We start from the raw sequence: 19,884 nt of genomic DNA, 5'->3' as shown, positions 1-19,884 counted from the left end.
CGGCCCCGGTCACGGGCGGGCCGACGGGCAGTTCGCGCTCGTCAGCCGCACCGAGTACGCACGGTCGTCGGACGTGATCCCGGACGGTACGCCGTCGAAGTACGCCTCCACCTTCTCCCAGCCCCGGCGCTGCTCGTAGTGCAGGTGCGGCGCGCCGGAGTTCCCGGTGCTGCCCACCCGTCCGAGCTGGTCCCCCCGGGCCACCCGCTGACCGGCCTGCACCGACGGCGGTTCGAGCAGATGCAGGTACTGCGTCTCCCACTTGCCGCCGTGGTCGATCTTGACCCAGTAACCGCCGCCGCGGCCCCGCGGCCCGTCCGGATCCTGCGGGGTACGGCCACCCAGCGAACCGTTGATCCCCGCCACCGTGACGGTGCCGTCGGCGGAGGCCAGCACCGGCCGTCCCCACGCGTTTCCGGAGGTCGGGAAGAAGTCGACGTCGTAGTCGTCGTGCCCCGGGTAGGTCGACAGCCGCCACGTCTCGCCGCAGGCCACCGGGAGCTGGAAGTCCGGTCGCGGGCCGGGTGGCCACAGCAGCGGTACCACGACCGCCGCACCGGCGGCGAGCACGGCGATGATCAGCAGGACGCGCGGGGCGCGGCGGCGCGGGCGGCGGGAACCATGGGGACGCTCGGTGGTCATCGCCTCGAGCATGACAGGTGGCGCTGTGGGCAGGCTGACCGCTCCGTGTCGCCGGCTACGGGCGCGGCCCGACCGGGCCGCTCCACCGACGCGCGACGAGCCGGCGGCGCACACCGGGGCTCAGCCCAACTCGATGACGGGCCGGGTCAGGATCTCGTCGGCGTGCCCCTCGTCGGAGGCGGACCACCGGCCGAAATCCTCGTCGCGGAACGCGGTCGCGATGGTGAGCTCCGCGTACGCCCTGTCGCCCGTGCCGACCACCGTCAGCTCGTGCCGTGCGGCGATGTCCTCGGCGATCCGGCCGGCAGCACCGTCGGAGAGATCGTTCCACTGGGCGGAACTCAGATCGGCGAACGACACCGCGAAAGGATAGCCACGGGCTCCGACATTGTCGGCTCGCCGGCCGGCGAGCAGCGGAGCCGGACCGCCGGCGGTCAGGCGGCGCGGCGGGCGCGGCGACGGGATCGGAGAAAGGCTGTGTCGCCGCGGCCGAGGCCCCACCAGGACCACGGAACGCTGGTCGTGTACCGGCCGATCGACGCGAACACCGGCGCGGCCTCGGCGTCGCGGCCGGTGCGCACCAGCCCGTACGCCAGGAAGTTGGCGTCGTCGAGCCAGTCGGCGTGTCTGGTCGCCGGCTGGTGGAACCACCGGGACAGCGCGTTGTCGAGATCCGACTGCATGACCGGATCCTCTCGCCACCGCCGGCTGATCTCATCGGCGGTGCCGGCCGGGGATGCGCGCTCCTGCTCCCACAGCGCCCACTCGGCGGCGGCCCGCACCGGCAGCACGAGCAGCGGTGAGCCCGCGGGTGCCGTGGCGGCGACCGAGCGGGCGAAGCCGAACATCGCCTCGTGCGAGCCGCTCCACTTCCGGCAGTGGTAGGTGAGCCTGAGCACGTGGCCCTGCTGATGCCAGGGATCCCGCTTGGTCAGCTCACGCCACGTCTCCTCGACGTCCTCCAGTGGCGCGCTCTCGTCGATCATGAGGTCCAGCCGGTTCACCCACGGCGTGGGGTCCTCGGGCGCGAGCCGCATCGCCCGATCGTTCACCTGCCGGGCCAGGTCCAGCAGGCGGTGGAACTCGGCCCACTGCTCCGGACGGACGGTGGCGGCCCAGTCGCCGCCGCGCACCCCCACGCCCGCGCCATCAGGGACCGGGCACGGACGAGCTGGGCGTCCGGATCGGCGGGCGCGCGCGAGGCCCAACCATCGGTCCAGGCGGCGTCGGTGTCGACCCGACCGGTCGTACGGTCGACCCGGGATCCCAGCCCACGAGCAGTCGACTCGGCCAGCACACGGACGTACCGTGCCCGGCGGTCGTAGTCGTCCCGGGTGGCGGCCAGAGCCTTCCGGGCCGGTCCGATGTCGGAGCCGTACCGCGCCTGCGTGCGCGCCTCGCGCAGCACGGCGTCGTCCTGCGCCGGGTTGATGTCGATCTGGCGGGTGAGCAGCCGCCACACGGTCAGGATCATGATCAGGGATGGTAGATGCCGGCGGGCCGGCGTGCGTACCGCCGCCCGATCGACCGGACCGTCGAAGCCGGGCGAGCGTTGCCGTCGGTGGAGGTGTTCTGCCGCGAGCTAACCCGCTTGTCGTGTCGCGGGGCGCTGGAGAGGATCGGTGAATGGATCTCCGTGCTGCGGAACGGCGGCTCCAGGCCGCTCAGCGTACCGCCGATGTCGAGTCTCTCGACGCACTTCTGCACCCCCGGGTCGTGGGTGCCGGACCGGACGGCACGGTCTTCACCAAGGAGGAGGACCTGGAGAGCTACCGCTCGGGGGCCCTGCGGATCACGGCCCTGGTGGAGGAGTCGCTCGACGTCCAGGACGACGGTGAGACCGGAGTGACCCGCACGGTCGCTGCGGTCGATGCGGTTCAGGGCGGTGCCGTCGTGTCCGCGCGGTTGCGCTACACCCGGCTGTGGGTGCGTGAGGACGGCACGTGGCGGGTGTTGGCCGCCACCTTCGTTCCGGTCCAGTGAGCGCTTCACCTGCCGTGCGTGATGTACGAGTCGGCGGGTTCGTCTACCTGCCGGTGGCGGGGGCGACTCGGGGCCGGGGTCAGCGACAGGTTCGGCGGCACTGCTGGCCGGGTTGCCGCCGCCACCGCCGGTGAACGGCTGAGGATCAGTCCGGCCGAACGGGGGTCGCCGTTGTCAACACTGCTTGTCAATAGGCGGTGGCTATTGGATGCGGGCCGGTCACCCGACCGGTCGTACCGTCACACGACCTCAGCCGACCCGCCTGGGCCGTACACCTAGGTGAGCGCGTGCACCAGCGCGGTCGCCGCCCCGGCCAGGAGGGCCATGCCCGCGCCGGCACCGACGACGGCGCTGGGAGCGAGGTCGAACCGCCGGGCGACGGCGACGCCGACGAGCGCGACCAGGGTGACCAGCGCGGCCCAGATCGCGAGGGCCGGATACCTCAGAAGTGGTGCCAGAGGGAAGAAGTGCAGGCCGACGATCAGGGCGATCCAGGCCGGAACCAGGGGCGTGCGGCCGGCCCGCCGGAGCCAGATCGCGCCGGCGGCACAGAGGACCACCGCGATCAGGACGATCACACCGAAGACCGGCCCCGTCCTCTCGTCCACGGAGCTGCCCTCGCCCCAGGTGCGTGCGGTGACAATGCCGCCGACGATCGCTGCGGCCAGGGACAACACCGAGCCGACGCCGAGCCACGGACGCCATGCCCTGGGCGGCGCCTCCTGCGCCCAGCCGAACCAGACGATCCCGAAGACTCCGAGGATCGCGGCGGTGGCCGCGGCGGTGGCCGCGAATGGTCGGCGCGATGGCCGCCGGGACGCGGCGGCTCGTGTGCCGGCTCGATACGGCCGGTTTGGTGGCGCGCTACCGCGAGGTCTGACCGGCCCTGCCGGCCGTCCACTCGGCGGCGATGCGGTACGGGTCGCCGGTGCGGAAGTCCGGCGGCTCGTGCAGCAGGAAGTCGCGGTGGCTGATGTTCCAGGCGTACGCACCGGCCATGGCGAAGACCAGCACGTCGCCGACGCCCACCGGACCGGCCTCGGTCGAACGGGACAGCACGTCCTTCGGGGTGCACAGCTGCCCGACCACGGTCACCGGTCCCCCGTCGGTGCACGGGCCGTCACCACCGTGGCGCCGGTGCACGGTGAACGGCTGCGCATGGCCCTTGGCCGCCGGGGTACGCAGGTGGTGGGTGCCGCCCGCGACCACCGCGAACCACTCCCCGTAGGAGCGCTTCACGTCGATCACCTCGGTCAGGTACGCGCCGCAGTAGGCGGTGACCGACCGGCCGGGCTCGACGCGAATCCGCACTCCCGGGTACGCGTCGCACACGCCGGCCAGCGCCCGCCCGTAGCCGGCCCAGTCGAACCGGGCCGTCGGGTCGGCGTAGTCGACCGCCATGCCCCCGCCGACGTCCACCTCCCGCGCGCCGACCTCGGCGACCGACCAGCTGACCACGGCCCGCGCCACCGTGGCGGCGAGCGGCGCGTCCAGTCCGCTGGCCAGGTGGACGTGCACGCCACGCACGTCGACCCCGGCCGGTGGGCGGCGGGCGCAGGCCATCGCGTCGGCCGGGTCCATCCCGAACGGGCTGGGCCGCCCGCCCATCACCAGACTCGCCCCGGGCGCGTCCAGCGGGAGGTTCACCCGCAGCAGCACCCGCGCCGGCACCCCGGCGGCGACCGCCAGCGCGCCGAGGCGGCGCAGCTCGGCCGGGGACTCCACGTGGATCCGCGCCACCCCGGCGGCGAGCGCGGCGGCCAGGTCCGCGTCGGTCTTGCCGGGACCGGCGTACGCGGCAGCCGGGCGGCCGGGCAACACCTCGGCGAGGCGCCGCAGCTCGCCCCGGCTGGCGGTCTCGAACCCGTCCACGACCGGAGCGAGGGTACGCAACACGTCCGGCTCCGGGTTCGCCTTCACCGCGTACAGCAGCTCGGCCTGTGGCGGCAGGGCGGCGCGGATCGCCCGGGCGTGCCCGGCCAGCGCGTCGAGGTCGTGGACGTAGACCGGCCGGGTCATCCGCGACCGCCGAAGGGGTTCGGCACCGGCACGAACGTCGCGGCCCGGTCCGCGTCACGCCGCCACCGCACCAGCAGGTTCGCCTTGGCCACCAGGTGCTCGCCGGCCAGCAGCGCGCGCAGCTCGGGCGGCTCGTCCAGGGCGGCTGTCACGTCGGTGACCACGTCCCGCACCTCCCGCCACAGGGCCGGTTCGATGCCCGGCCGGGCGTCGGCGAGCGCGCCGCTGATCCCGGCCAGGTTGTTCACGAACAGGCAGTAGAGGACGCGCCGGCGGGCCTGCCGGGCGTCGTACCCGGCCTGCCGGGGCAACCCCCGCGGCCAACTCGCCCACCGGCTGGTGTCCAGCTTCACCCCCTCCAGATCGCGCAGCAGCATCCGCGCCGGGCGCCCGTCGGCGTCGCACACCACGACGACGTTCTGGAGGTGCGGCTCGTGCACCACGCCGTGCCGCAGCCACGCGCCCAGCACGGCCGGCACCAGCAGCCCGACGTAGCGCCGCCACCAGTCGAGCGGGTCGGGCACCGGCAGCGGCCCGCCGGCCAGCGCCGCCGCCAGCACCGGCGTCTGGCCGGGTCGCAGATGGGCGCGCAGCCCGGTGCGCAGGATCGTCCCGTACGCCTCGTCAGCGCCGGCCGCGTCGACGGTCCGGTACGCGGGTTCGGCGAGCAACGACACGCCGTCGGACAGCGGTATCCCGGCGAGCAGCCCGGTCAGCGCGACCGCGGAGGTCAACTCGTACCGGGCGTTCTTCCGCAGGCAGTTCGTGATCCGCACGTGCAGGCTGGTCTTGACGAACAGGTCGGCGTCGGGAGAGTAGAGCGTCCGGACGCTCGCGGTGGGGCGTACCGGCACGCCGGCCGGGCCGAGCCGGCGCACCCGGGGATGCGTCGGCGGCACCAGCGCCAGCTGCCACGGATGCACCGGCAGCACCCGGTGCCCGGCCGGTGGGCACGGGGGTTCCAGGGCGGCCAGCGTCTCATCCACCGGACCGGCCTCGGCCACCAGGTCGTCCGGCACGGCCAGCCAGTGCAGCCGGAACGCGGTGCGCAGTTCCGGTGCGTACGCCCGCCAGTCGTCCGGGCCGCCGCTGCGCCACTTGGGTGTGGGGTGGTGCGGGTGGCCGAGGACGAGCGACTGCTCGGACGCCACGTAGGCGTCGACGGCCGGGTCGCCGGTGGGCGTGGGGTCGGCGGCCGGCCGCCCGGCCAGCAGGAGGGCCACCGTGTCCCGGCTGGCCCGCACCTGGTCGAGGAACTCGGGATTGTCGTGCCCGGTGCGTGCGGTCAGCTCCGCGGCGACCAGCCCGGCCAGCCCTTCGGCGTCCAGGTCGCGCCACGGGCCGCCGTCGGGCCGGTGGCGCACCGGCCCGGTGTAGCGATGCGTGCCGGCCGGGGACAGCCGGGCCGCCGTGCAGCGCAGCGTCACCCCGGTGGACGGCAGCTGGACCTGCACCACGTCGCCGGTGACGGTGACGTCACCGGCGGGGGTGGCGACCTCGCGGATCAGGCAGCCGAACACGGCGTGGGCGGTGGCCAGGTCCGCCGGGTGGGTGTGCCCGGCGGCCCGGGGGCGAAGGCCGGTGCTCGTCATCGCGTCTCCCGCAGATAGTTCGGACCGGTGTGCCGGTAGAACTTGTTCACGTCGGCGCATCCGAGCCGCTGCTTCGGTAACAGGGTGCCGGCGGTGACCATCGCCTTGACCGGCAGCCGTTCGGCGTGCAGCACCCGTTCGGTGAACTCCCGCACCGCCGGCCCGTCGCCCCACCGGTCCCGGGCCGCGACGAGCCGCGGGGTCAGCGCGGCGGCCGGAGCCGGCACCGGCACCCCGCGGGCGGCGAGCGCCAGCAGCGGCGCCGCGGCGGCCAGGTGAAGGGTGATGGTGACGAACACGTCGGCCAGTTCGCCCGGACCAGTCACCCACATCCGAGCGTCCCGCAGTGTCACGGCGCCACGGTGGCGCGGGTCGAGGCGGGCGCCGTCGTCGTCCTTGTAGAGCAGGCCGACCGTCCCGTCCGGCGCGAGGACCAGGTGGATGTTCTGCGGGTGGGCCTCCAGCGCCACGCCGTACCGGAGCCACAGGCAGACGTGCCAGTCGAGCAGTAGGTCCAGGTAGGCGTCGAGCACCGCCTGCGGACGTCCGCCGCCGATGCGCTCCAGCACCGTGCCGGATTCCGGGTCCGGCGCGGCGAGGGCCGCCACCGGCACCACCCGGGTGCCGGCCGGATCCCGGGGGAACCGGCGGAGCAGGAAGGCCCGCCGGTCGTCGTCGCCGGCGTGACCGAAAAAGCGCTCGTCGGCATGCCGGATCCGGCCCGCGAAGGCGGGTTCGGCCGCGGCGATCCGGTCGAGCAGCCCGGCCATCACCGCGCCGTCCGCCAGCGTGCCCGGCCGCAGGCCGCGCCGGTTGCGTGCGCCCAGCGTGGCGGTGGGCAGCGGTAGCTTCAGGTGCGTGTACGGGTCGTCTGCGAGCGCCACCGTACGCATGGAGAGCGTGGGCCGCACGGTCACCGCCGGCCGGTCGGTCACCGGTAGCGCGTGCCGCGCCGCGGTGAGCGGGTGCACCGGCAGCAACACCTCGCCGGCCCGGTCCGCGGACGGCCACCACGCCGGCAGCGGACCGGTGAGTCGCACCGCTGCCCGGGGCGCGACGTGCCAGCGCAGCGCGAACCGGGGTGCGTGCTCCGGGGCGTACCGGAGCAGGTCGTCGTCGTCGAGACCGTGCCGGCACCGGTCGGTCGGGTACACCGGATGCCCCGCGTGCGCGGCGAGCACGTCGTCGAGCAGTGCCGCCGCCATTCCGTCCGGCGTGGTCGCCCGTTGCGCGGCCACGGCGGCGAACACCGCCGCCCGGTTCCGGGCGGCGAGCCGGCGGGCCCGCAGGTCGGCGTGGCACTCGGCGGTGAACGTCTGCCAGCCGGCCTCGGCCTCAGGGTCGCCGACCGGGGCGAGTGCCGCGAGCAGAGCGTCGAGGGTGTCCACCCGGCGTTCGCGGCCGTCGGCGTCGCGGACGTCGAGCGTGGCGGTGGCGCAGCGCAGCGTCGCCTGGAAACCGTCGGCGCGGACCGGGATGCGCAGCAGGCCACCGGCGTGTGGCACCTCCCACCGGCCGGTCCCGGTGAGCCGGCCGCGCCGGAGCAGGCCGATGTGGTCCTCGCGCAGCAGCGCGTCGAGCACCCGGGTGAAGACCTGCCGCTCGCTGTCGTCGGTCATCAGGTGATCGTCCAGCTCAGACCGTCCCGGAACGCGGTGAGCGCGGCCCGCACGATATCGGGGTCGGGTCCGATGCCGTGCAGCGCCGCCAGGTAGTCGCGGTTGGTGCCGGTCCGCTCGGCGACGCGGCCCACCTCCCGCATCGGACGGCAGGAGAGCCGTACGCCGTCGCGGACGGTGTCCACGGGTCCGGGTGCCGCCGTGAGCCGGCCGGACCGGTCGGCGCAGACGTACTCGACCCGGGCGTGCCGGCCGGGCGCGGCCGGGCCGGGCCGGGCCAGCGCGGCCAGTGGCTCGCCGAGGTGCAGCCGGATGACGTCGGCGAACAGCGGCGCCCCGAGCAGGTCGGTGAGGATCAGGTCCATCCGGTCACCGATGAGCCGGTCGTTCACCTCGATCAGCCGGATTCCGTCCGGCCGCACGACGTACTCGGTGTGGCAGGCGCCGAAGCCGACGCCGAGCGCGTCGAGCAGGACGCGTATCCGGGCGTCGTGGTCGGCGGGCGGGGGCGCCCAGTCCAGGCTCACCTCGGTGAAGGTCGGCGGCGGGCCGAGGCCGGTGCGCCAGCCGCCCAGCACCGCCAGCGATTCGCCGTCGCCCAGCGTGTCGTAGGTGCGCAGCTCGCCGGCCAGGTACTCCTCGACGACGAGGGCCACCTCCGGGCGCCGTCGCCGGATCGCGGTGACCCGGGCGGCCAGCTCGCGCCGGTCGGTCACCAGGTAGGCGTCCTCGCTGGCCACACCGTCGCGGGGCTTGAGCACGGCGGGGAAGACGTCGGCCGGGACGACCGGGGTGGCGCCCGGGTCGACGGTGACCGCGCGGACCGGGTCCAACCCGGCGGCGGCGAGGGTGCGGCGCATGGCGGCCTTGTCCTTGCAGCGCCGGGCCGCCTCCGGGTCCTTGCCCGGCAGGCCGAGCTTGCCGGCAGCGACAGCGGTCGCCTCCTGGAGGTGGTCGCTGTTCGACAGCAGCGCGGCGGGCGGCTCGGCGGCGGCGGCCGCGATGATGGCGGCCGGGTCGCGGACCGCGCACTGCCGCACCGGGACTCCGGCCGGCCACTGGCCGGGCCGGTCGGTCAGCACGGTGGCCGGAAGGCCGAGTGCGTCCGCCGCCGGGAGGAAGCCCTCCAGGACGGCGTCGGTGGGGTTCAGCGCGGTCAGGTAGAGCCGCATCCAGCCTCCTCGACCGATCGACCATTTAGGCCAGCCTACCCTAAATGGCTGTTTCGTTGAGGATTGACCGGTGTCAGCCCCGCCGCACCAGCCGGTCGGCGCGCCACAGCAGGGCGGCGGCGACCAGACCACCGACCAGGACCGCGGCCGCGCCCACCGTCTGGCCGGTCCGCAACGCCTCGGCGAAGGCGGCGGTCACCACCTCCCGGTCGGGGCCGGCGGCGGCCAGCGTGGCCGGGAACGAGCCGGCGCCGGCCAGCGCAGCCGGCAGCAACGCGCCGAACCGGGCGTTGAGCACCGCGCCCAGCACGGCCACCCCCAGACTGCTGCCGACCTCGGTCATGGTGCCGTCCACACCAGCTCCGGCACCGGCCTTGTGGGTGGGGATCGCACTCATCACCGCCTCCACGATGGCCGGGTTCGCCAGCGCGCATCCCGTACCCATGACCAGCAACCCGGCCAGCAGCGCGCCGTAGCCGTCGGACCGGACGTGCGTGACCAGCGCCAGGCCGCCGGCCAGCAGGGTCATGCCGGCCGCGATGGCAGCCGGCAGTCCGAGCCGACGGATCACCAGCGCGGCCACGCCGCTGACGTTGAGCGCCACGATGGACAACGCGAACGGCACCATCCGCAGCCCCGCCTCCCAGGCCGGGTAGCCGCGGACGAACTGGAGCTGCTGGGTGAGCAGGAACAGCGCCCCGGTGGCGCCGAACGTGATCAGCACGACGCCGCAGACCGCGCCGACGAAGCGGCGGTCCCGGAAGAAGTGCATGTCCAGCATCGGGTGGGCGCACCGCCGCTCCCAGCCGACGAACAGCACCAGCAGCAGCGCTCCTGCCGTGCCAACGCCGAGCACCGGCGCCGAGGTCCATCCGCGCTCGGGACCGGAGATGATCGCCCAGACGATCGCGGTCAGGCCGGCGGTGGACAGCGTCATCCCGCCCAGGTCGAGGCGCCCCGCTGCCGGATCCCTCGACTCCGGCACCAGCATCCGGCCGGCGAGCAGGCAGACCAGCACGATCGGGACGTTCAGCAGGAAGATCGCACCCCAGGGCAGGTGGGCCAGGACGAACCCACCGATCGGCGGTCCGGCGGCGAAGCCCAGCGCGCTGGTCGCCGCCCAGATACCGATCGCCCGGGAGCGCTCGGCCGCGTCGAAGACCTGCATGGCGACGGCCAGGGTGGCGGTGGCGAGCAGCGCACCGCCCACACCCATGCCGGCACGGGCGGCGATCAGCTGCTCGGCTGTGCGGGCCAGCCCGGCCGCCGCCGAGCCGAGACCGAACAGCACCAGTCCGGCGAGCAGCATCCGCCGCCGCCCGTACCGGTCGGCGGCGCTGCCGGCGGTCAGCAGCAGCCCGGACAGCATCAGCGCGTACGCGTTGATCATCCACTGGACGTCGGCCGTTCCCGCGTCCAGTTCGACGGTCAGCACCGGCACGGCCACTGTCAGCACCGTGTTGTCCAGCACCACCACGAGCTGGGCCAGGCAGAGCACCGCCAGGATCAGCCAGCGGTGCGGTACGGCGGCCGGTGCCGTGGCGGCCCGGTCCGCGCTCGCGGCCGGCGCCGGACCGACGCCCGTGGGGTCGAGCGTCACGGTGCCGGCACCGGCGCCGGTACGAGACGGGTGAGCCGGACGGCCGGGCTCCCGATCGAACTCATGCGACTTCCCAGCGGTAGTGCGGACGGGACGCGCGGCGACTGCCGCGGCGATCAGATCGGGCGGCCTTACCCGGCGAGCAGGTCCGCCCGCGGGTGAGCGGCTCGGATCGCCGGCCCGGACGGCGGGAACCGGCGCTGGTGCGTCACGCCGACCGCCACCCCGGCCGCGACGAGCACCAGCGAGGCCAGCGCGACGGCCGGGTAGCCGAACCGCTCGGCGGCGGCGAGCCCGATCGAGGCGGCCACGAACGAGCAGACCAGCCCGAACGACGACAGCACGGTGAAGTCGGTGCCCCCGCTGCCCGGCCGGGAGTAGTCCATGTTGACCGTGTAGAGCACCACGTTGGCGATCGTGTACGCGGCCAGGAAGGAGCAGAGCGCGGCGACCGTGCCGGCGAGCGGCGCGCGGCCGTTCATCAGCGGCAGCAGCGCCACCGTGGACAGCGCGAGGGCGACCCCGCCGGCCACCAGGACGCCGGCGCGGCCGAAGCGGCCCACCCCGAGACCGGCGACCAGGCCGGCCGCGATCGCCGGCACGCTGGTCACCACGCCGGTCACCACACCGATCCGGCCCAGCGACCAGCCGGCGTCCACCAGCGCGGGCGTCACCAGCGCGTACGCCATCCCGGCGCCCACGTAGACCAGCGGCACCACGCCGAAGGTCCACCACCGGCAGCCGGGCTGCCCGAACACCGACACCAGCGCCCGGTAGGCCGTGCCGATGCGCACGACCCGGTCGGTGCGCTCCGGTTCCCGGAACTGCCAGACCACCAGCAGCCCGACGGCCGTCAGCGCGGCCAGCAGGCCGATTGCCGCGGCCCAGCCGAAACGGTCGTAAACCAGTACGCACGCGCCGCCCCCGAGCAGGTTCCCCAGGTAGCTGGCGGCCACCTGGATGCCGTTGCCGGTGCCCCGCTCCGACGCGGCCAGCAGGCGCACCGCGACGGCGTCGGCGGCGATGTCCTGGGTGGCGGAGAAGAACACGAACGCGGCGCAGACGCCGATGACCGGGCCGAGTTGGTCGGCCGGCCGGGAGAAGGGCAACAGCGCCAGCAGGGTCAGCACCAGCGCGGCCTGGAGCACCAGCAGCCAGGAGCGGTAGTGGCCACGGTGCCGGGAGCCGTAGCGGTCGAGCAGCGGCGCCCAGAGGAACTTGATCGGCCAGATCAGGCCGACCACCTGGAGCAGCGCCAGCGTGTCCAGCGAGGTGCCGCCGTCGCGGAGGATCGCGGTCAGCCCGACCGTGATGAAGCCGATGCCGAGATACTGCGTGACGTAGAGCGAGGTGAGGATCCCGAGGCTGCCCATCAGGTGGCCCGCCAGTACGCGAGCGCGGTGAGCTGGTGCTTGCCGACACCGAGCGTGCGTCGCAGGTGCCGGGTGATGCTGCGGGTACTGGCCGCCTCGCAGGCCACCCAGTAGTGCGCGGCCGCGCCGCCGGGCAGCCCCGCGCAGACGGTGTCGACCAGGTGCCGGCCGTCGTCGCGGCGGGGCACCCACGTCACGTCGTGGTGGGCGCGGGTGCGCAGGCTCAGCGCCTTCTCGCCCTCGTGGGCGAACTCCAGCCAGACCGTCGCGGGGATGTCCGCGCCGGCGTCGAGGAGGCTGTTGACCGCCGGCAGCGAGGCCGCGTCGCCGACCAGGTAGAGGTGCTCGGGCGCCGGGTCGGGCAGCGCGAACGCGCTGCCCTGTACGGTGGCGTCGATGGTGTCGCCCACCCGCGCGGCGACCGCCCAGCGGGCGGCGCAGCCGTCGTGCACGGCGAACTCGAGTGTGAACCGTCCGGTGGCCGGATCCGGGTCGACGAGTGTGTAGGCCCGCTGGTGGGCCCGTCCGTCGTTGTCGAACCAGAGCCGGATCCACATCGTCGGGTGCGTGCCGCAGGCCGCCAGCAGCCCGCCGTCGTCGAGGAGCAGGCGCTGGTAGTGCCCATCGACCGACTCGGTGCCCAACACGGTGAGCCGGAAGTCCCGGCCCCCCATGGCCTTGAGCACCAGGCCCTCCCAGTTCCGTTTCACGAGCCCCTCCAGGTAAGGTCTGCCACAGCCGGGTTAGGTTAGCCTAAGTTTGCCGCTTGGGGAACCGCCATCCCGGGGTGAGCCTCGCCGATACGACCGCCCCGAAAGAGGAGACCGTGACCTACCAGGAACAGATTCCCGGCCTCGGCGACCTGACGCTGGTGCCGGTGCGCCCCGACCAGCACGCCGAACTGCTGCACGGCTGGGTCACCCTGCCCCGCAACGCGTTCTGGGGAATGGGCGGACACAGCCTCGACGACGTGCGCGAGATCTACACCTTCCTCGACGGGCTGGACACCCATCACGCGTACCTGGTCCTGCTCGACGGTGAACCGGTCGGCCTGTTCCAGACCTACCGCCCCGAGGCGGACCCGGTCGGCGAACGCTACCCGGTCCAGCCCGGGGACATCGGGATGCACCTGTTGCTCAACCCGCCCCGGCGCTACGCCCGCGGCCTCACCACCGCCATCGTTCCGGCACTGGCCCGGTTCCTCCTGCGGGATCCCGCCGCACGGCGCATCGTGGTCGAGCCGGACGTGCGCAACGAGGCAGCGCTGCGACGGCTACGGACCGAGGGCTTCACCTTCGCGTCCGAGATCGACATGCCGGACAAGCGGGCACAGCTGGCGTTCCTGACCCGCGAGCGGTTCGAGGCGAGCCACTCGCCGGCCTGAGCCGGGCACCCCGGGCGGCCCCCGTACGACGGCGGCGCCGGCCCGGCGGCCGGGAGGCCGGCGAGCCCCAAGACCCGGCCCTGTTGGTGCGACGCGTCAGCGGCTCGTGCGTCGCCCCCGTTCTCGGCGAGCGGAACCCTCCCGCAGTTCCACCGCGAGATCCCCTGGACCTCGTCGGTGATCACGCGGGCGAGGGAACTCGAACGCGACGACTGGGGTGCCGAGGCTGCGGCGCAGGCAGTGCCCGCACCGTGACGGCCACTGTCGTCAACGGCGTCGTCGTGGCCGTCACCGTGCTCCGCGAAGCTGGTGCCGAGTGGGAGACCACGCCGCGCTGCGCAACATCATCGGCGTGCAGGCTCTCTGTAGACCCGAGTTCGTGGTGGAGACCGAAGCGACAGCGATCATCGGGCTGAGTGCCGCGTCCGCGCCAGGTGGTCCGGCTCGTGGCGGATAAGGGCCGGACCACCTGGGTAGCTCCACGCAATGGTGTGGAAGAACCCCGCGGACCTGCTGCGTCTGCTCGTCGTCGCACTGCTCGTCTATCCGGCCCTGGTGGCGATCCTGCGGGTGTCCGGAAAGCGGACGCTGTCCAAGCTCAACGCTTTCGACTTCGTGGTCACCGTGGCGCTGGGTTCGACCCTGGCGACGATCCTGCTGTCCCGGGACGTCTCCCTGGTCGAGGGGATCCTCGCGCTGGTTCTGCTGGTCGGCCTGCAGTACGGAGCCGCGCTGCTCGCGGTCCGTTGGCCGTGGTCGCAGCTGCTGCTCAAGGCACGCCCGACCCTGCTGCTGCGGGACGGGCAGCTCCGGTACGAGGCCATGCGCGGCGTCCGGGTGGCGGAGAGCGAGATCCGGCAGGCCGCACGCAGCCAGGGCACCGGCGATCTGGGTGACCTCGCGGCGGTGGTGCTGGAGACCGACGGAAGCCTCAGCGTCATCACCCGCGGCCGGCTGGGCGACGGCAGCAGCCTCGCGGACGTGCCCGACGCGACGGCGCGGCCCGATGGGTGACCACGCGGCAGCCGGGGAGGCGGATCCCGGTCCCCTCAACGTCACCGGGCCCGTGGCCCGCGACCTGGCGGTCGCGGAGGTGGTGTCCGGTGTCGTCGTGGTGACGCTGCTGTGGTGGTGCTGGACCGGCTTCGTCGCGCTCGGCAACGTGGTCCGCGCCGCCGAGGAGGCCGTCAGCGCGTGGCGGAAGGAGTATCTGCGAGGCGGTCCCGCCGCGACCGGAGGTTCCCGGACCGGCGCGCGGGTAGGCTGCGGCAGGGTGAGCGACGATCCCGGCCGGCGACACCGCGAGGAGGACGCCCGCCTCAACGGCCTCGCCCGCCGGCTGGACAAGCCGATGGGCGTCCTGGGGCTGATCTTCCTGCTGCTCGTCCTGGCCCAGGCGGTCGTCCACGACGAGCCGCTCAGCACCGTGCTCACCGTCACGAGCTGGATCCTGTGGGCGGTCTTCGTCGCCGAGTTCACGCTCCGCGCCTGGCTCGCCCGTCACCGTGCCGGCGAGTTCTGGAAACACAACTGGTGGCAACTGATCTTCCTGGCGGTGCCGTTCCTGCGGTTCCTGCGCGCCGCGAGCGCATTGCGGGCGGCCCGGGGCGGCGGCGTCGTCGCGGCCGCGATCCGCGGATCCCGCTCCGCCGGCCGGCTGCTCACCGACCGGCTGGCATGGCTCGCCGTGGTGACCATCGCCGTGATCCTCGCGGCCGGGCAGTTGCTCGTCGTCACCGGCTCCTACCGCAGCCTCCCCCGGGCCCTGCACGACGCGGCCTTCACCACCATCACCGGTGAACCGCTGCCCGGGGACGACACGTTCGCGCAGATCCTGGAGCTGGTGCTGGCCGCGTACTCGGTAGCGGTGTTCGGCACGCTGGCCGGCGCGCTCGGCGCGTTCTTCCTCAGCCGGGAGCGCGCCGAGGACGAGCGCCGCCAACCGGACGAGTGAGCGCCGCCGTCGGCCGGGTAGCGGACCGGGAACCCGCCGACGCAAGCGCCTGCAGAGCGGTGATGATGCGGTCAGCCCTCGCGCGTCTCCGCGAGACGACGGTGGTACGTGCGCACCACGTCGCCGTCCGGCGCGTACCGCGCCGTGCCGGCTGCCCAGCCCAACCGCTCGTAGAAGCTGGTCGCGCCGTGGGATCCGGTCGAGGTCTCCGCCTCGGCCCGGATCGCGCCCGCGCTGCGGGCCGAGGTGAGGAAGTGAGCCACCAGCGCCACGCCCACCCCGCTGCGGCGCCACTGCGGATGCACGGCCAGCGCGCTCAACACGGCCACCTGCCCGGCCGCAGCCGGCCCGTCCGGCGCCGACGCGGGCACCCGCCGGCGCAGGAACCGGCGGGTCCACGGCCGTACCCGCGACCGCAGCAGACGGCCCGCCACGCGCGGCCGGACGGCCATCGCCATGAGGCCGGCGAGCGCCAGGGAGCAGAGCGCCCGCCGGTCGGCGGCCAACCCGCTCGCGTACGCCACCTGGTCGCTGGTGCCCAGAACGAACCCGACCACCGCACCGTTCGATCCGGCGTCGACGGCGACCAGGCCCAGACCGTGCCGCGAGTTCAGGTAGGTACGGTGCCATCGCCGGACGAACCGGGCTCCGAGGGACGGAAAGAGCCCGATCGGGAGGAGGTCGACGTGTGCCCTGGACATGCCGGCGAGATCCTGATGCTCCGCCGCGCGTACGAGGAGTCGCCCTGCCGCCACCTCGTCGACCGGTGGCGGCGCCACCACGTCCGACCGCAGGTCGTCGACGATCCTGCCAGGAAGCCTCATGGCTCACCACCTCCCGTCCGATGCTGGCGCATACCCCCGCCGCCCGCCGATACGCGGGATCGGGGCGCCTCGCGACGGTTCACCGGGGAGTGCGCTCAGTACACCCAGACCGGGGTCCTCGGCAGCACGTCCTGCGTCCACAGCCAGTCCATCGCCGGCAGCGTGACCCGCGTGCGTCAGGTCGAGGTCGCCCCTCGGGTAAACAGACCCGTCGGCAGGCATGCAAAAGGCACGCGCCGGGGAACTACGGCGGCATGAGCAGCGCTCCGCGTACCCTCCGGTCCCGCCTGGCGGCGGCGTGGTCGGGATTCTGGCTGGTGCCGGCGGCGTTCGCCGCGGGAGCCGTGTTGCTGGCCCTCGGTCTGTCGGTGGCCGAGCTGCGACTGGGCCTGCCGACCGGCGGTTTCCTGCCCAGCAGTGTGGCCGGTGCCCGGTCGTTGCTGTCGTCGATCATCACCGCGATGATCTCGTTCACCGCGCTCGTCTTCTCCATCACCATGGTGGCTGTGCAGCTGGCCAGCAGCCAGTACTCCCCCCGGGTGCTGCGGACCTTCCTGCAGGACCGGATCACGCAGGCCGCACTGGGTACCTTCCTGGCGACCGCGCTGTTCGCCATGGTGGTGCTGGCGGCGCTGCCGGCCGACGCCGATGCCCGGCTGCCCGAACTGTCCCTCGCCGTGACGATGACGCTCGTGCTCGCCAGCAGCGGGCTGTTCGTCTACTACCTGCACCACGTCACCACTGTCATGCGGGTCTCGCACATCATCGCTGCGGTCGGCGCCCAGTCCCGCCGCGTGATCGAGGAACAGTATCCGGTCGGCCCGGCCGCCGCGCCCGTCACGCCGCTGCCACCGCCGGTGCAGGTGATCGCCGCGGCCCAACCCGGCATGGTCGAGCACGTCGACCTCGACCGGCTCGCCGCGCTGGCCCGCGAGCACGACTGCGCCCTGTCGGTCCTGCCCGCGCCGGGCGACTTCGTGGTGGCCGGGCAACCGCTGATCGCGGTCCACCCGCTGCCCGGTGATGCCTTCCCCGGGACCGTGCCGGAGGTACGGGCATGCGTCGCGGTGAGCCTCGACGTCGAACGGACCCTGGGCCAGGACGTCGGGTTCGGGTTCCGGCAGCTGACCGACATCGCCGAGCGGGCCCTGTCACCCGGAATCAACGACACCACCACCGCGGTCCGCAGCGTCCAGGAGATGCACGACCTGCTGCGCCGCCTGGCCGGCCGGCCCGGTCACCGCATGTTCGTCGACGATCCCGACGGCACTCCACGCGTACGGGCACGGACGCAGGACTTCGACGGCTTCCTCGCGGTCGCTGTCGACGACGTCCGGCGGGCGGGACGCGACCAGCCGCGGATCACCCGCCTCCTGGACGACGTGCTGGCCGACCTGCGTGCCGTGGCGTTGCCGGAGCATCTGCCCGACATCGCCCGCAGGATCGTGAACCGGGACGCATGAGTCGCCGGTAGCGGGGAAGGCGGCGGCTACGAGTCCGCGCCGCACGGCGTACCGGAGGGAGTGCCATGACCGCGTCCAGCGAACCCGCCCGAGGCACGGGCGCGTCGACCCGCGCCGGCCGAACCGGTACGACGGCCAAGACCAGCACCGCCGCCGCACTCGCCCTCGTGTTCGGCGTGGCAGCGCTGTTCAGCGTACTCACCGCCATCCTCGCCTGGATCGGCGTGGTTCTCGCCATCGTCGGCGTCGTCCTGGGCATCGTGGGGCTCAAGATGGCCGCGAGACCGGGGGTCACCGGCCGCGGGGTGGCCATCGGTGGCCTGGTGCTCAGTGTGCTCGCCCTGCTGCTCGGACTGGCGCTCGGCGCGGGCATCACCACGTTCCTCAACGACGACAGCGCCGTGGACCGGCTCCAGCAGCAGGTCGACGACCTACGCGACCGACTCGACAACTAGCGACCCGTCACTTCCACACGGTCACGTCCTCGGCGACGAGCGCGCGGCCGCCCTCGAAGTCGCGGTACGCATCCGGGGGCCCGAGTTCGTAGCGGCCGGACAGGTCGCGGTACGAGAAGTCGACGACGGTGCCGACCACTGTCACCAACTGCGGGGGTTCCGCGGTGGCCTTGCCGGCGGACAGCACCAGCAGCTTCCCGTCGGTGAAGTCGACGTCGCGCACCACGAAGGCGGTGCCGGTGACGACACGGTCGACGGTGGCGGTCACGGTGAGCCGCGCACCCACCTCGGCGCGGGCGACAGTGCCCAGCCGGACCGTGGGGGTCGGCTCCGGGGTCGGCTGGGGGTCACGCGGCTGACTGGCGCAGCCGGTGACGAGCAGCGCCGCTGCCGAGAGCGCTGCCAGCACCGATGGGATCGACTGCCATGACCTGCTTCTCCTGTCGTCCTCACCTGCCGGCGTCACGCGACAGACACCCTGACGTTGACATCGTGCACCCCGGGCACGGCCCACGCGAGTGCGCGCGCACGGGCCAGCGCCTCGGCCGAGCCGACCCGGCCCTCCAGGATCACGACCCGGTTCTGCGCCTCGACACAGATGTGCTGGTGGCGCAGCAGCGGGTCACGACTCATCTGCTCGACGACGTGGCACGCCAACCGGGTGTCGTTGGTGGCCGGGCCCTCGTGGAACAGCGGCGGCATCCCTTCCGGAAAGAACCACGGGTAGGTCATGGCGGGTCTCCTCACACATCGATGTCGGGTTCTTCAGGCCGTACCCCGAGGGTTCGGCCGGGAACACGACAGAACCGTGACGATTTGCACCCGCCGGTGTGACAGTTCGCCGCCTCGCTCGCCCGATCGTCCCATTCCGCGCCGGCCGCGGTATCTCCTGCTGGCCCGGGGCAGGGGTACGGCATGCGGCAACGCTTGTGACTGTGGATCGCGTGAGTGATCCCCGGGGCGCCCCAACCCTCGTCGCCCCGGCAAGGGCCGGCCGACGTGCGTTCCGCAGAGGGGCGCCGCGCCGGCCGGGTCCGCCTCACCTGAGGTACCCCCTACCTCGCGGACACCGTCACGATAATGAGTTCCGCTTCGATTGTCATCGGCCGCACGACCGCGGCACGGCCCCCTGCGCCCAGCCCCGGTGACCTGAGTCCGATCACCTGTCACCGTCGGCGACACCGCGTCCGGCATACGCCGCCAGATCACCCGGCGGGACGGAGTTCAGGCGGCGCAGGTGCCGCAGGTACCGAAGATCTCCATGGTGTGGCCGACGTCGGTGAAGCCGTGCTGGCTGGCGACCTGGTCCGCCCACCGCTCCACGGCCGGCCCGGCGACCTCGACCGTCCGGCCGCACCCGCGGCACACCAGATGGTGATGGTGGCGGCTCTGGCTGCACCGCCGGTACAGCTGCTCTCCGCCCGGCAACTTGGTGGAGTCGAGTTCACCGGTGTCGACCAGCAGCTGCAGTGTCCGGTAGACGGTGGTCAGGCCTACCCGCGCCTGGCGATCCAGCAGCATCTGGTGCAGCTGCTGCGCGCTGTGGAAGCCGTCGACTTCGCGCAACAGCGCCAGCACCTCGGCGCGTTGGCGGGTGTTGCGGGTCATGCCGGTCGTCGCCTCGCTCACCGTGTGCCGTCTCCGTTCCGCTCCATGGCCGGCCCGCTGCGGCTGGTCGGTGGCGCGCGCTCACGCCTCGCTGCGGGCATTTCGACATCCGCACCCATTATGCATTACGCATATGTGCAAGGATCGCGCTGACCGTCTCGGTGCTGCACCGATGCTCGCCGAGCCCGAAACGCGG

22 protein-coding genes are annotated in these 19,884 nt (G+C 73.5%); 6 read left to right on the top strand and 16 right to left on the bottom strand.

Features of this window, described 5'->3' with window-relative positions; all coding sequences use genetic code 11:
• Window positions 1–9: 9 nt before the first annotated feature.
• The 4 genes from C569_RS0100635 to C569_RS33955 form a co-directional block, all read right to left on the bottom strand.
• Window positions 10–642, bottom strand: coding sequence for a M23 family metallopeptidase (locus C569_RS0100635; protein WP_026267548.1), 633 nt, complete (start codon window positions 640–642; stop codon window positions 10–12).
• Window positions 643–762: 120 nt separating this feature from the next.
• Complete coding sequence (locus C569_RS0100630) at window positions 763–1,002, bottom strand: hypothetical protein (protein WP_018783882.1); 240 nt, start codon at window positions 1,000–1,002, stop codon at window positions 763–765.
• Window positions 1,003–1,076: 74 nt separating this feature from the next.
• The gene (locus tag C569_RS29580) at window positions 1,077–1,781 is read right to left on the bottom strand and encodes a hypothetical protein (RefSeq protein WP_231394677.1); all 705 of its coding nucleotides are present in this window, start codon (window positions 1,779–1,781) and stop codon (window positions 1,077–1,079) included.
• Entirely contained in the window at window positions 1,691–2,116 is a 426-nt protein-coding gene (locus tag C569_RS33955) for a hypothetical protein (protein WP_018783880.1), read from the bottom strand. Before C569_RS33955 ends, C569_RS29580 begins: the two co-directional genes overlap by 91 nt.
• Before the next feature lie 152 nt (window positions 2,117–2,268).
• Here C569_RS33955 and C569_RS0100620 point away from each other — a divergent pair, with 152 nt between their 5' ends.
• Complete coding sequence (locus tag C569_RS0100620; protein ID WP_026267547.1) at window positions 2,269–2,625, top strand: nuclear transport factor 2 family protein; 357 nt, start codon at window positions 2,269–2,271, stop codon at window positions 2,623–2,625.
• Between the two features lie 275 nt (window positions 2,626–2,900).
• Here C569_RS0100620 and C569_RS0100615 read toward each other — a convergent pair whose 3' ends face one another.
• The 8 genes from C569_RS0100615 to C569_RS0100580 all read right to left on the bottom strand — a co-directional run bounded on the left by C569_RS0100615 (window position 2,901) and on the right by C569_RS0100580 (window position 12,710).
• Window positions 2,901–3,233 carry an archaellin/type IV pilin N-terminal domain-containing protein gene (locus C569_RS0100615; protein WP_231394676.1) on the bottom strand — a complete coding sequence of 111 codons (333 nt, stop codon included), beginning with the start codon at window positions 3,231–3,233 and terminating at the stop codon, window positions 2,901–2,903.
• 256 nt (window positions 3,234–3,489) lie between these two features.
• Complete coding sequence (locus C569_RS0100610; protein ID WP_018783876.1) at window positions 3,490–4,644, bottom strand: alanine racemase; 1,155 nt, start codon at window positions 4,642–4,644, stop codon at window positions 3,490–3,492.
• Window positions 4,641–6,236, bottom strand: coding sequence for an IucA/IucC family siderophore biosynthesis protein (locus tag C569_RS0100605; protein ID WP_018783875.1), 1,596 nt, complete (start codon window positions 6,234–6,236; stop codon window positions 4,641–4,643). The genes C569_RS0100610 and C569_RS0100605 overlap by 4 nt, the downstream gene beginning before the upstream one ends.
• Window positions 6,233–7,855 carry an IucA/IucC family protein gene (locus C569_RS0100600; protein WP_018783874.1) on the bottom strand — a complete coding sequence of 541 codons (1,623 nt, stop codon included), beginning with the start codon at window positions 7,853–7,855 and terminating at the stop codon, window positions 6,233–6,235. Before C569_RS0100600 ends, C569_RS0100605 begins: the two co-directional genes overlap by 4 nt.
• A complete protein-coding gene (locus C569_RS0100595) occupies window positions 7,855–9,027 on the bottom strand; it encodes an acetyl-CoA carboxylase biotin carboxylase subunit family protein (protein WP_018783873.1) in 1,173 nt (390 codons plus the stop codon). Before C569_RS0100595 ends, C569_RS0100600 begins: the two co-directional genes overlap by 1 nt.
• Window positions 9,028–9,100: 73 nt before the next feature.
• Window positions 9,101–10,537, bottom strand: coding sequence for an MFS transporter (locus C569_RS0100590; protein ID WP_231394698.1), 1,437 nt, complete (start codon window positions 10,535–10,537; stop codon window positions 9,101–9,103).
• Window positions 10,538–10,758: 221 nt separating this feature from the next.
• A complete protein-coding gene (locus C569_RS29575) occupies window positions 10,759–12,000 on the bottom strand; it encodes an MFS transporter (protein WP_018783871.1) in 1,242 nt (413 codons plus the stop codon).
• A complete protein-coding gene (locus C569_RS0100580; protein WP_018783870.1) occupies window positions 12,000–12,710 on the bottom strand; it encodes a siderophore-interacting protein in 711 nt (236 codons plus the stop codon). The genes C569_RS29575 and C569_RS0100580 overlap by 1 nt, the downstream gene beginning before the upstream one ends.
• 116 nt (window positions 12,711–12,826) lie before the next feature.
• Here C569_RS0100580 and C569_RS0100575 point away from each other — a divergent pair, with 116 nt between their 5' ends.
• From C569_RS0100575 to C569_RS33550, 3 genes are all read left to right on the top strand, one after another.
• Complete coding sequence (locus tag C569_RS0100575) at window positions 12,827–13,384, top strand: GNAT family N-acetyltransferase (protein WP_018783869.1); 558 nt, start codon at window positions 12,827–12,829, stop codon at window positions 13,382–13,384.
• Window positions 13,385–13,870: 486 nt separating this feature from the next.
• Complete coding sequence (locus C569_RS0100570) at window positions 13,871–14,398, top strand: DUF421 domain-containing protein (RefSeq protein ID WP_018783868.1); 528 nt, start codon at window positions 13,871–13,873, stop codon at window positions 14,396–14,398.
• Window positions 14,391–15,338, top strand: a complete 948-nt coding sequence (locus tag C569_RS33550; protein WP_018783867.1) for a hypothetical protein — start codon at window positions 14,391–14,393, stop codon at window positions 15,336–15,338. Before C569_RS0100570 ends, C569_RS33550 begins: the two co-directional genes overlap by 8 nt.
• A 71-nt stretch (window positions 15,339–15,409) precedes the next feature.
• Here C569_RS33550 and C569_RS0100560 read toward each other — a convergent pair whose 3' ends face one another.
• Window positions 15,410–16,162 carry an N-acetyltransferase gene (locus tag C569_RS0100560; protein ID WP_018783866.1) on the bottom strand — a complete coding sequence of 251 codons (753 nt, stop codon included), beginning with the start codon at window positions 16,160–16,162 and terminating at the stop codon, window positions 15,410–15,412.
• A 254-nt stretch (window positions 16,163–16,416) separates the two neighbouring features.
• On the opposite strand from C569_RS0100560, the gene C569_RS31655 reads away from it, so the two are divergent.
• Window positions 16,417–17,625, top strand: a complete 1,209-nt coding sequence (locus C569_RS31655; RefSeq protein ID WP_018783865.1) for a DUF2254 domain-containing protein — start codon at window positions 16,417–16,419, stop codon at window positions 17,623–17,625.
• 65 nt (window positions 17,626–17,690) lie between these two features.
• Window positions 17,691–18,080, top strand: a complete 390-nt coding sequence (locus tag C569_RS0100550) for a DUF4190 domain-containing protein (protein ID WP_018783864.1) — start codon at window positions 17,691–17,693, stop codon at window positions 18,078–18,080.
• A 7-nt stretch (window positions 18,081–18,087) separates the two neighbouring features.
• Here the strand turns inward: C569_RS0100550 and C569_RS0100545 are convergent, their stop codons facing one another.
• From C569_RS0100545 to C569_RS0100535, 3 genes are all read right to left on the bottom strand, one after another.
• Window positions 18,088–18,489, bottom strand: coding sequence for a hypothetical protein (locus C569_RS0100545; protein WP_018783863.1), 402 nt, complete (start codon window positions 18,487–18,489; stop codon window positions 18,088–18,090).
• Between the two features lie 53 nt (window positions 18,490–18,542).
• A complete protein-coding gene (locus C569_RS0100540) occupies window positions 18,543–18,812 on the bottom strand; it encodes a BON domain-containing protein (RefSeq protein ID WP_018783862.1) in 270 nt (89 codons plus the stop codon).
• Between the two features lie 492 nt (window positions 18,813–19,304).
• Window positions 19,305–19,688 (bottom strand): Fur family transcriptional regulator, encoded by a 384-nt coding sequence (locus tag C569_RS0100535; protein WP_018783861.1) that lies wholly within the window; start codon window positions 19,686–19,688, stop codon window positions 19,305–19,307.
• Window positions 19,689–19,884 lie beyond the last annotated feature (196 nt).

Source organism: Micromonospora sp. CNB394 (assembly GCF_000374985.1).
GTDB classification, from domain to species: domain Bacteria; phylum Actinomycetota; class Actinomycetes; order Mycobacteriales; family Micromonosporaceae; genus Micromonospora; species Micromonospora marina.
Note: the sequence above shows the minus strand (reverse complement) of the source record. Positions and strands in the feature narration are given on the sequence as shown.

Excerpts from the sequence above, each read along its gene's own strand:
- C569_RS0100635 (WP_026267548.1), bottom strand. The coding sequence starts at position 642 with ATGACCACCGAGCGTCCCCATGGTTCCCGCCGCCCGCGCCGCCGCGCC.
- C569_RS33955 (WP_018783880.1), bottom strand. The coding sequence starts at position 2,116 with ATGATCCTGACCGTGTGGCGGCTGCTCACCCGCCAGATCGACATCAAC.
- C569_RS0100620 (WP_026267547.1), top strand. The coding sequence starts at position 2,269 with ATGGATCTCCGTGCTGCGGAACGGCGGCTCCAGGCCGCTCAGCGTACC.
- C569_RS0100610 (WP_018783876.1), bottom strand. The coding sequence starts at position 4,644 with ATGACCCGGCCGGTCTACGTCCACGACCTCGACGCGCTGGCCGGGCAC.
- C569_RS0100605 (WP_018783875.1), bottom strand. The coding sequence starts at position 6,236 with ATGACGAGCACCGGCCTTCGCCCCCGGGCCGCCGGGCACACCCACCCG.
- C569_RS0100600 (WP_018783874.1), bottom strand. The coding sequence starts at position 7,855 with ATGACCGACGACAGCGAGCGGCAGGTCTTCACCCGGGTGCTCGACGCG.
- C569_RS0100595 (WP_018783873.1), bottom strand. The coding sequence starts at position 9,027 with ATGCGGCTCTACCTGACCGCGCTGAACCCCACCGACGCCGTCCTGGAG.
- C569_RS29575 (WP_018783871.1), bottom strand. The coding sequence starts at position 12,000 with ATGGGCAGCCTCGGGATCCTCACCTCGCTCTACGTCACGCAGTATCTC.
- C569_RS0100570 (WP_018783868.1), top strand. The coding sequence starts at position 13,871 with ATGGTGTGGAAGAACCCCGCGGACCTGCTGCGTCTGCTCGTCGTCGCA.
- C569_RS33550 (WP_018783867.1), top strand. The coding sequence starts at position 14,391 with ATGGGTGACCACGCGGCAGCCGGGGAGGCGGATCCCGGTCCCCTCAAC.
- C569_RS0100560 (WP_018783866.1), bottom strand. The coding sequence starts at position 16,162 with ATGAGGCTTCCTGGCAGGATCGTCGACGACCTGCGGTCGGACGTGGTG.
- C569_RS31655 (WP_018783865.1), top strand. The coding sequence starts at position 16,417 with ATGAGCAGCGCTCCGCGTACCCTCCGGTCCCGCCTGGCGGCGGCGTGG.
- C569_RS0100550 (WP_018783864.1), top strand. The coding sequence starts at position 17,691 with ATGACCGCGTCCAGCGAACCCGCCCGAGGCACGGGCGCGTCGACCCGC.
- C569_RS0100540 (WP_018783862.1), bottom strand. The coding sequence starts at position 18,812 with ATGACCTACCCGTGGTTCTTTCCGGAAGGGATGCCGCCGCTGTTCCAC.
- C569_RS0100535 (WP_018783861.1), bottom strand. The coding sequence starts at position 19,688 with ATGACCCGCAACACCCGCCAACGCGCCGAGGTGCTGGCGCTGTTGCGC.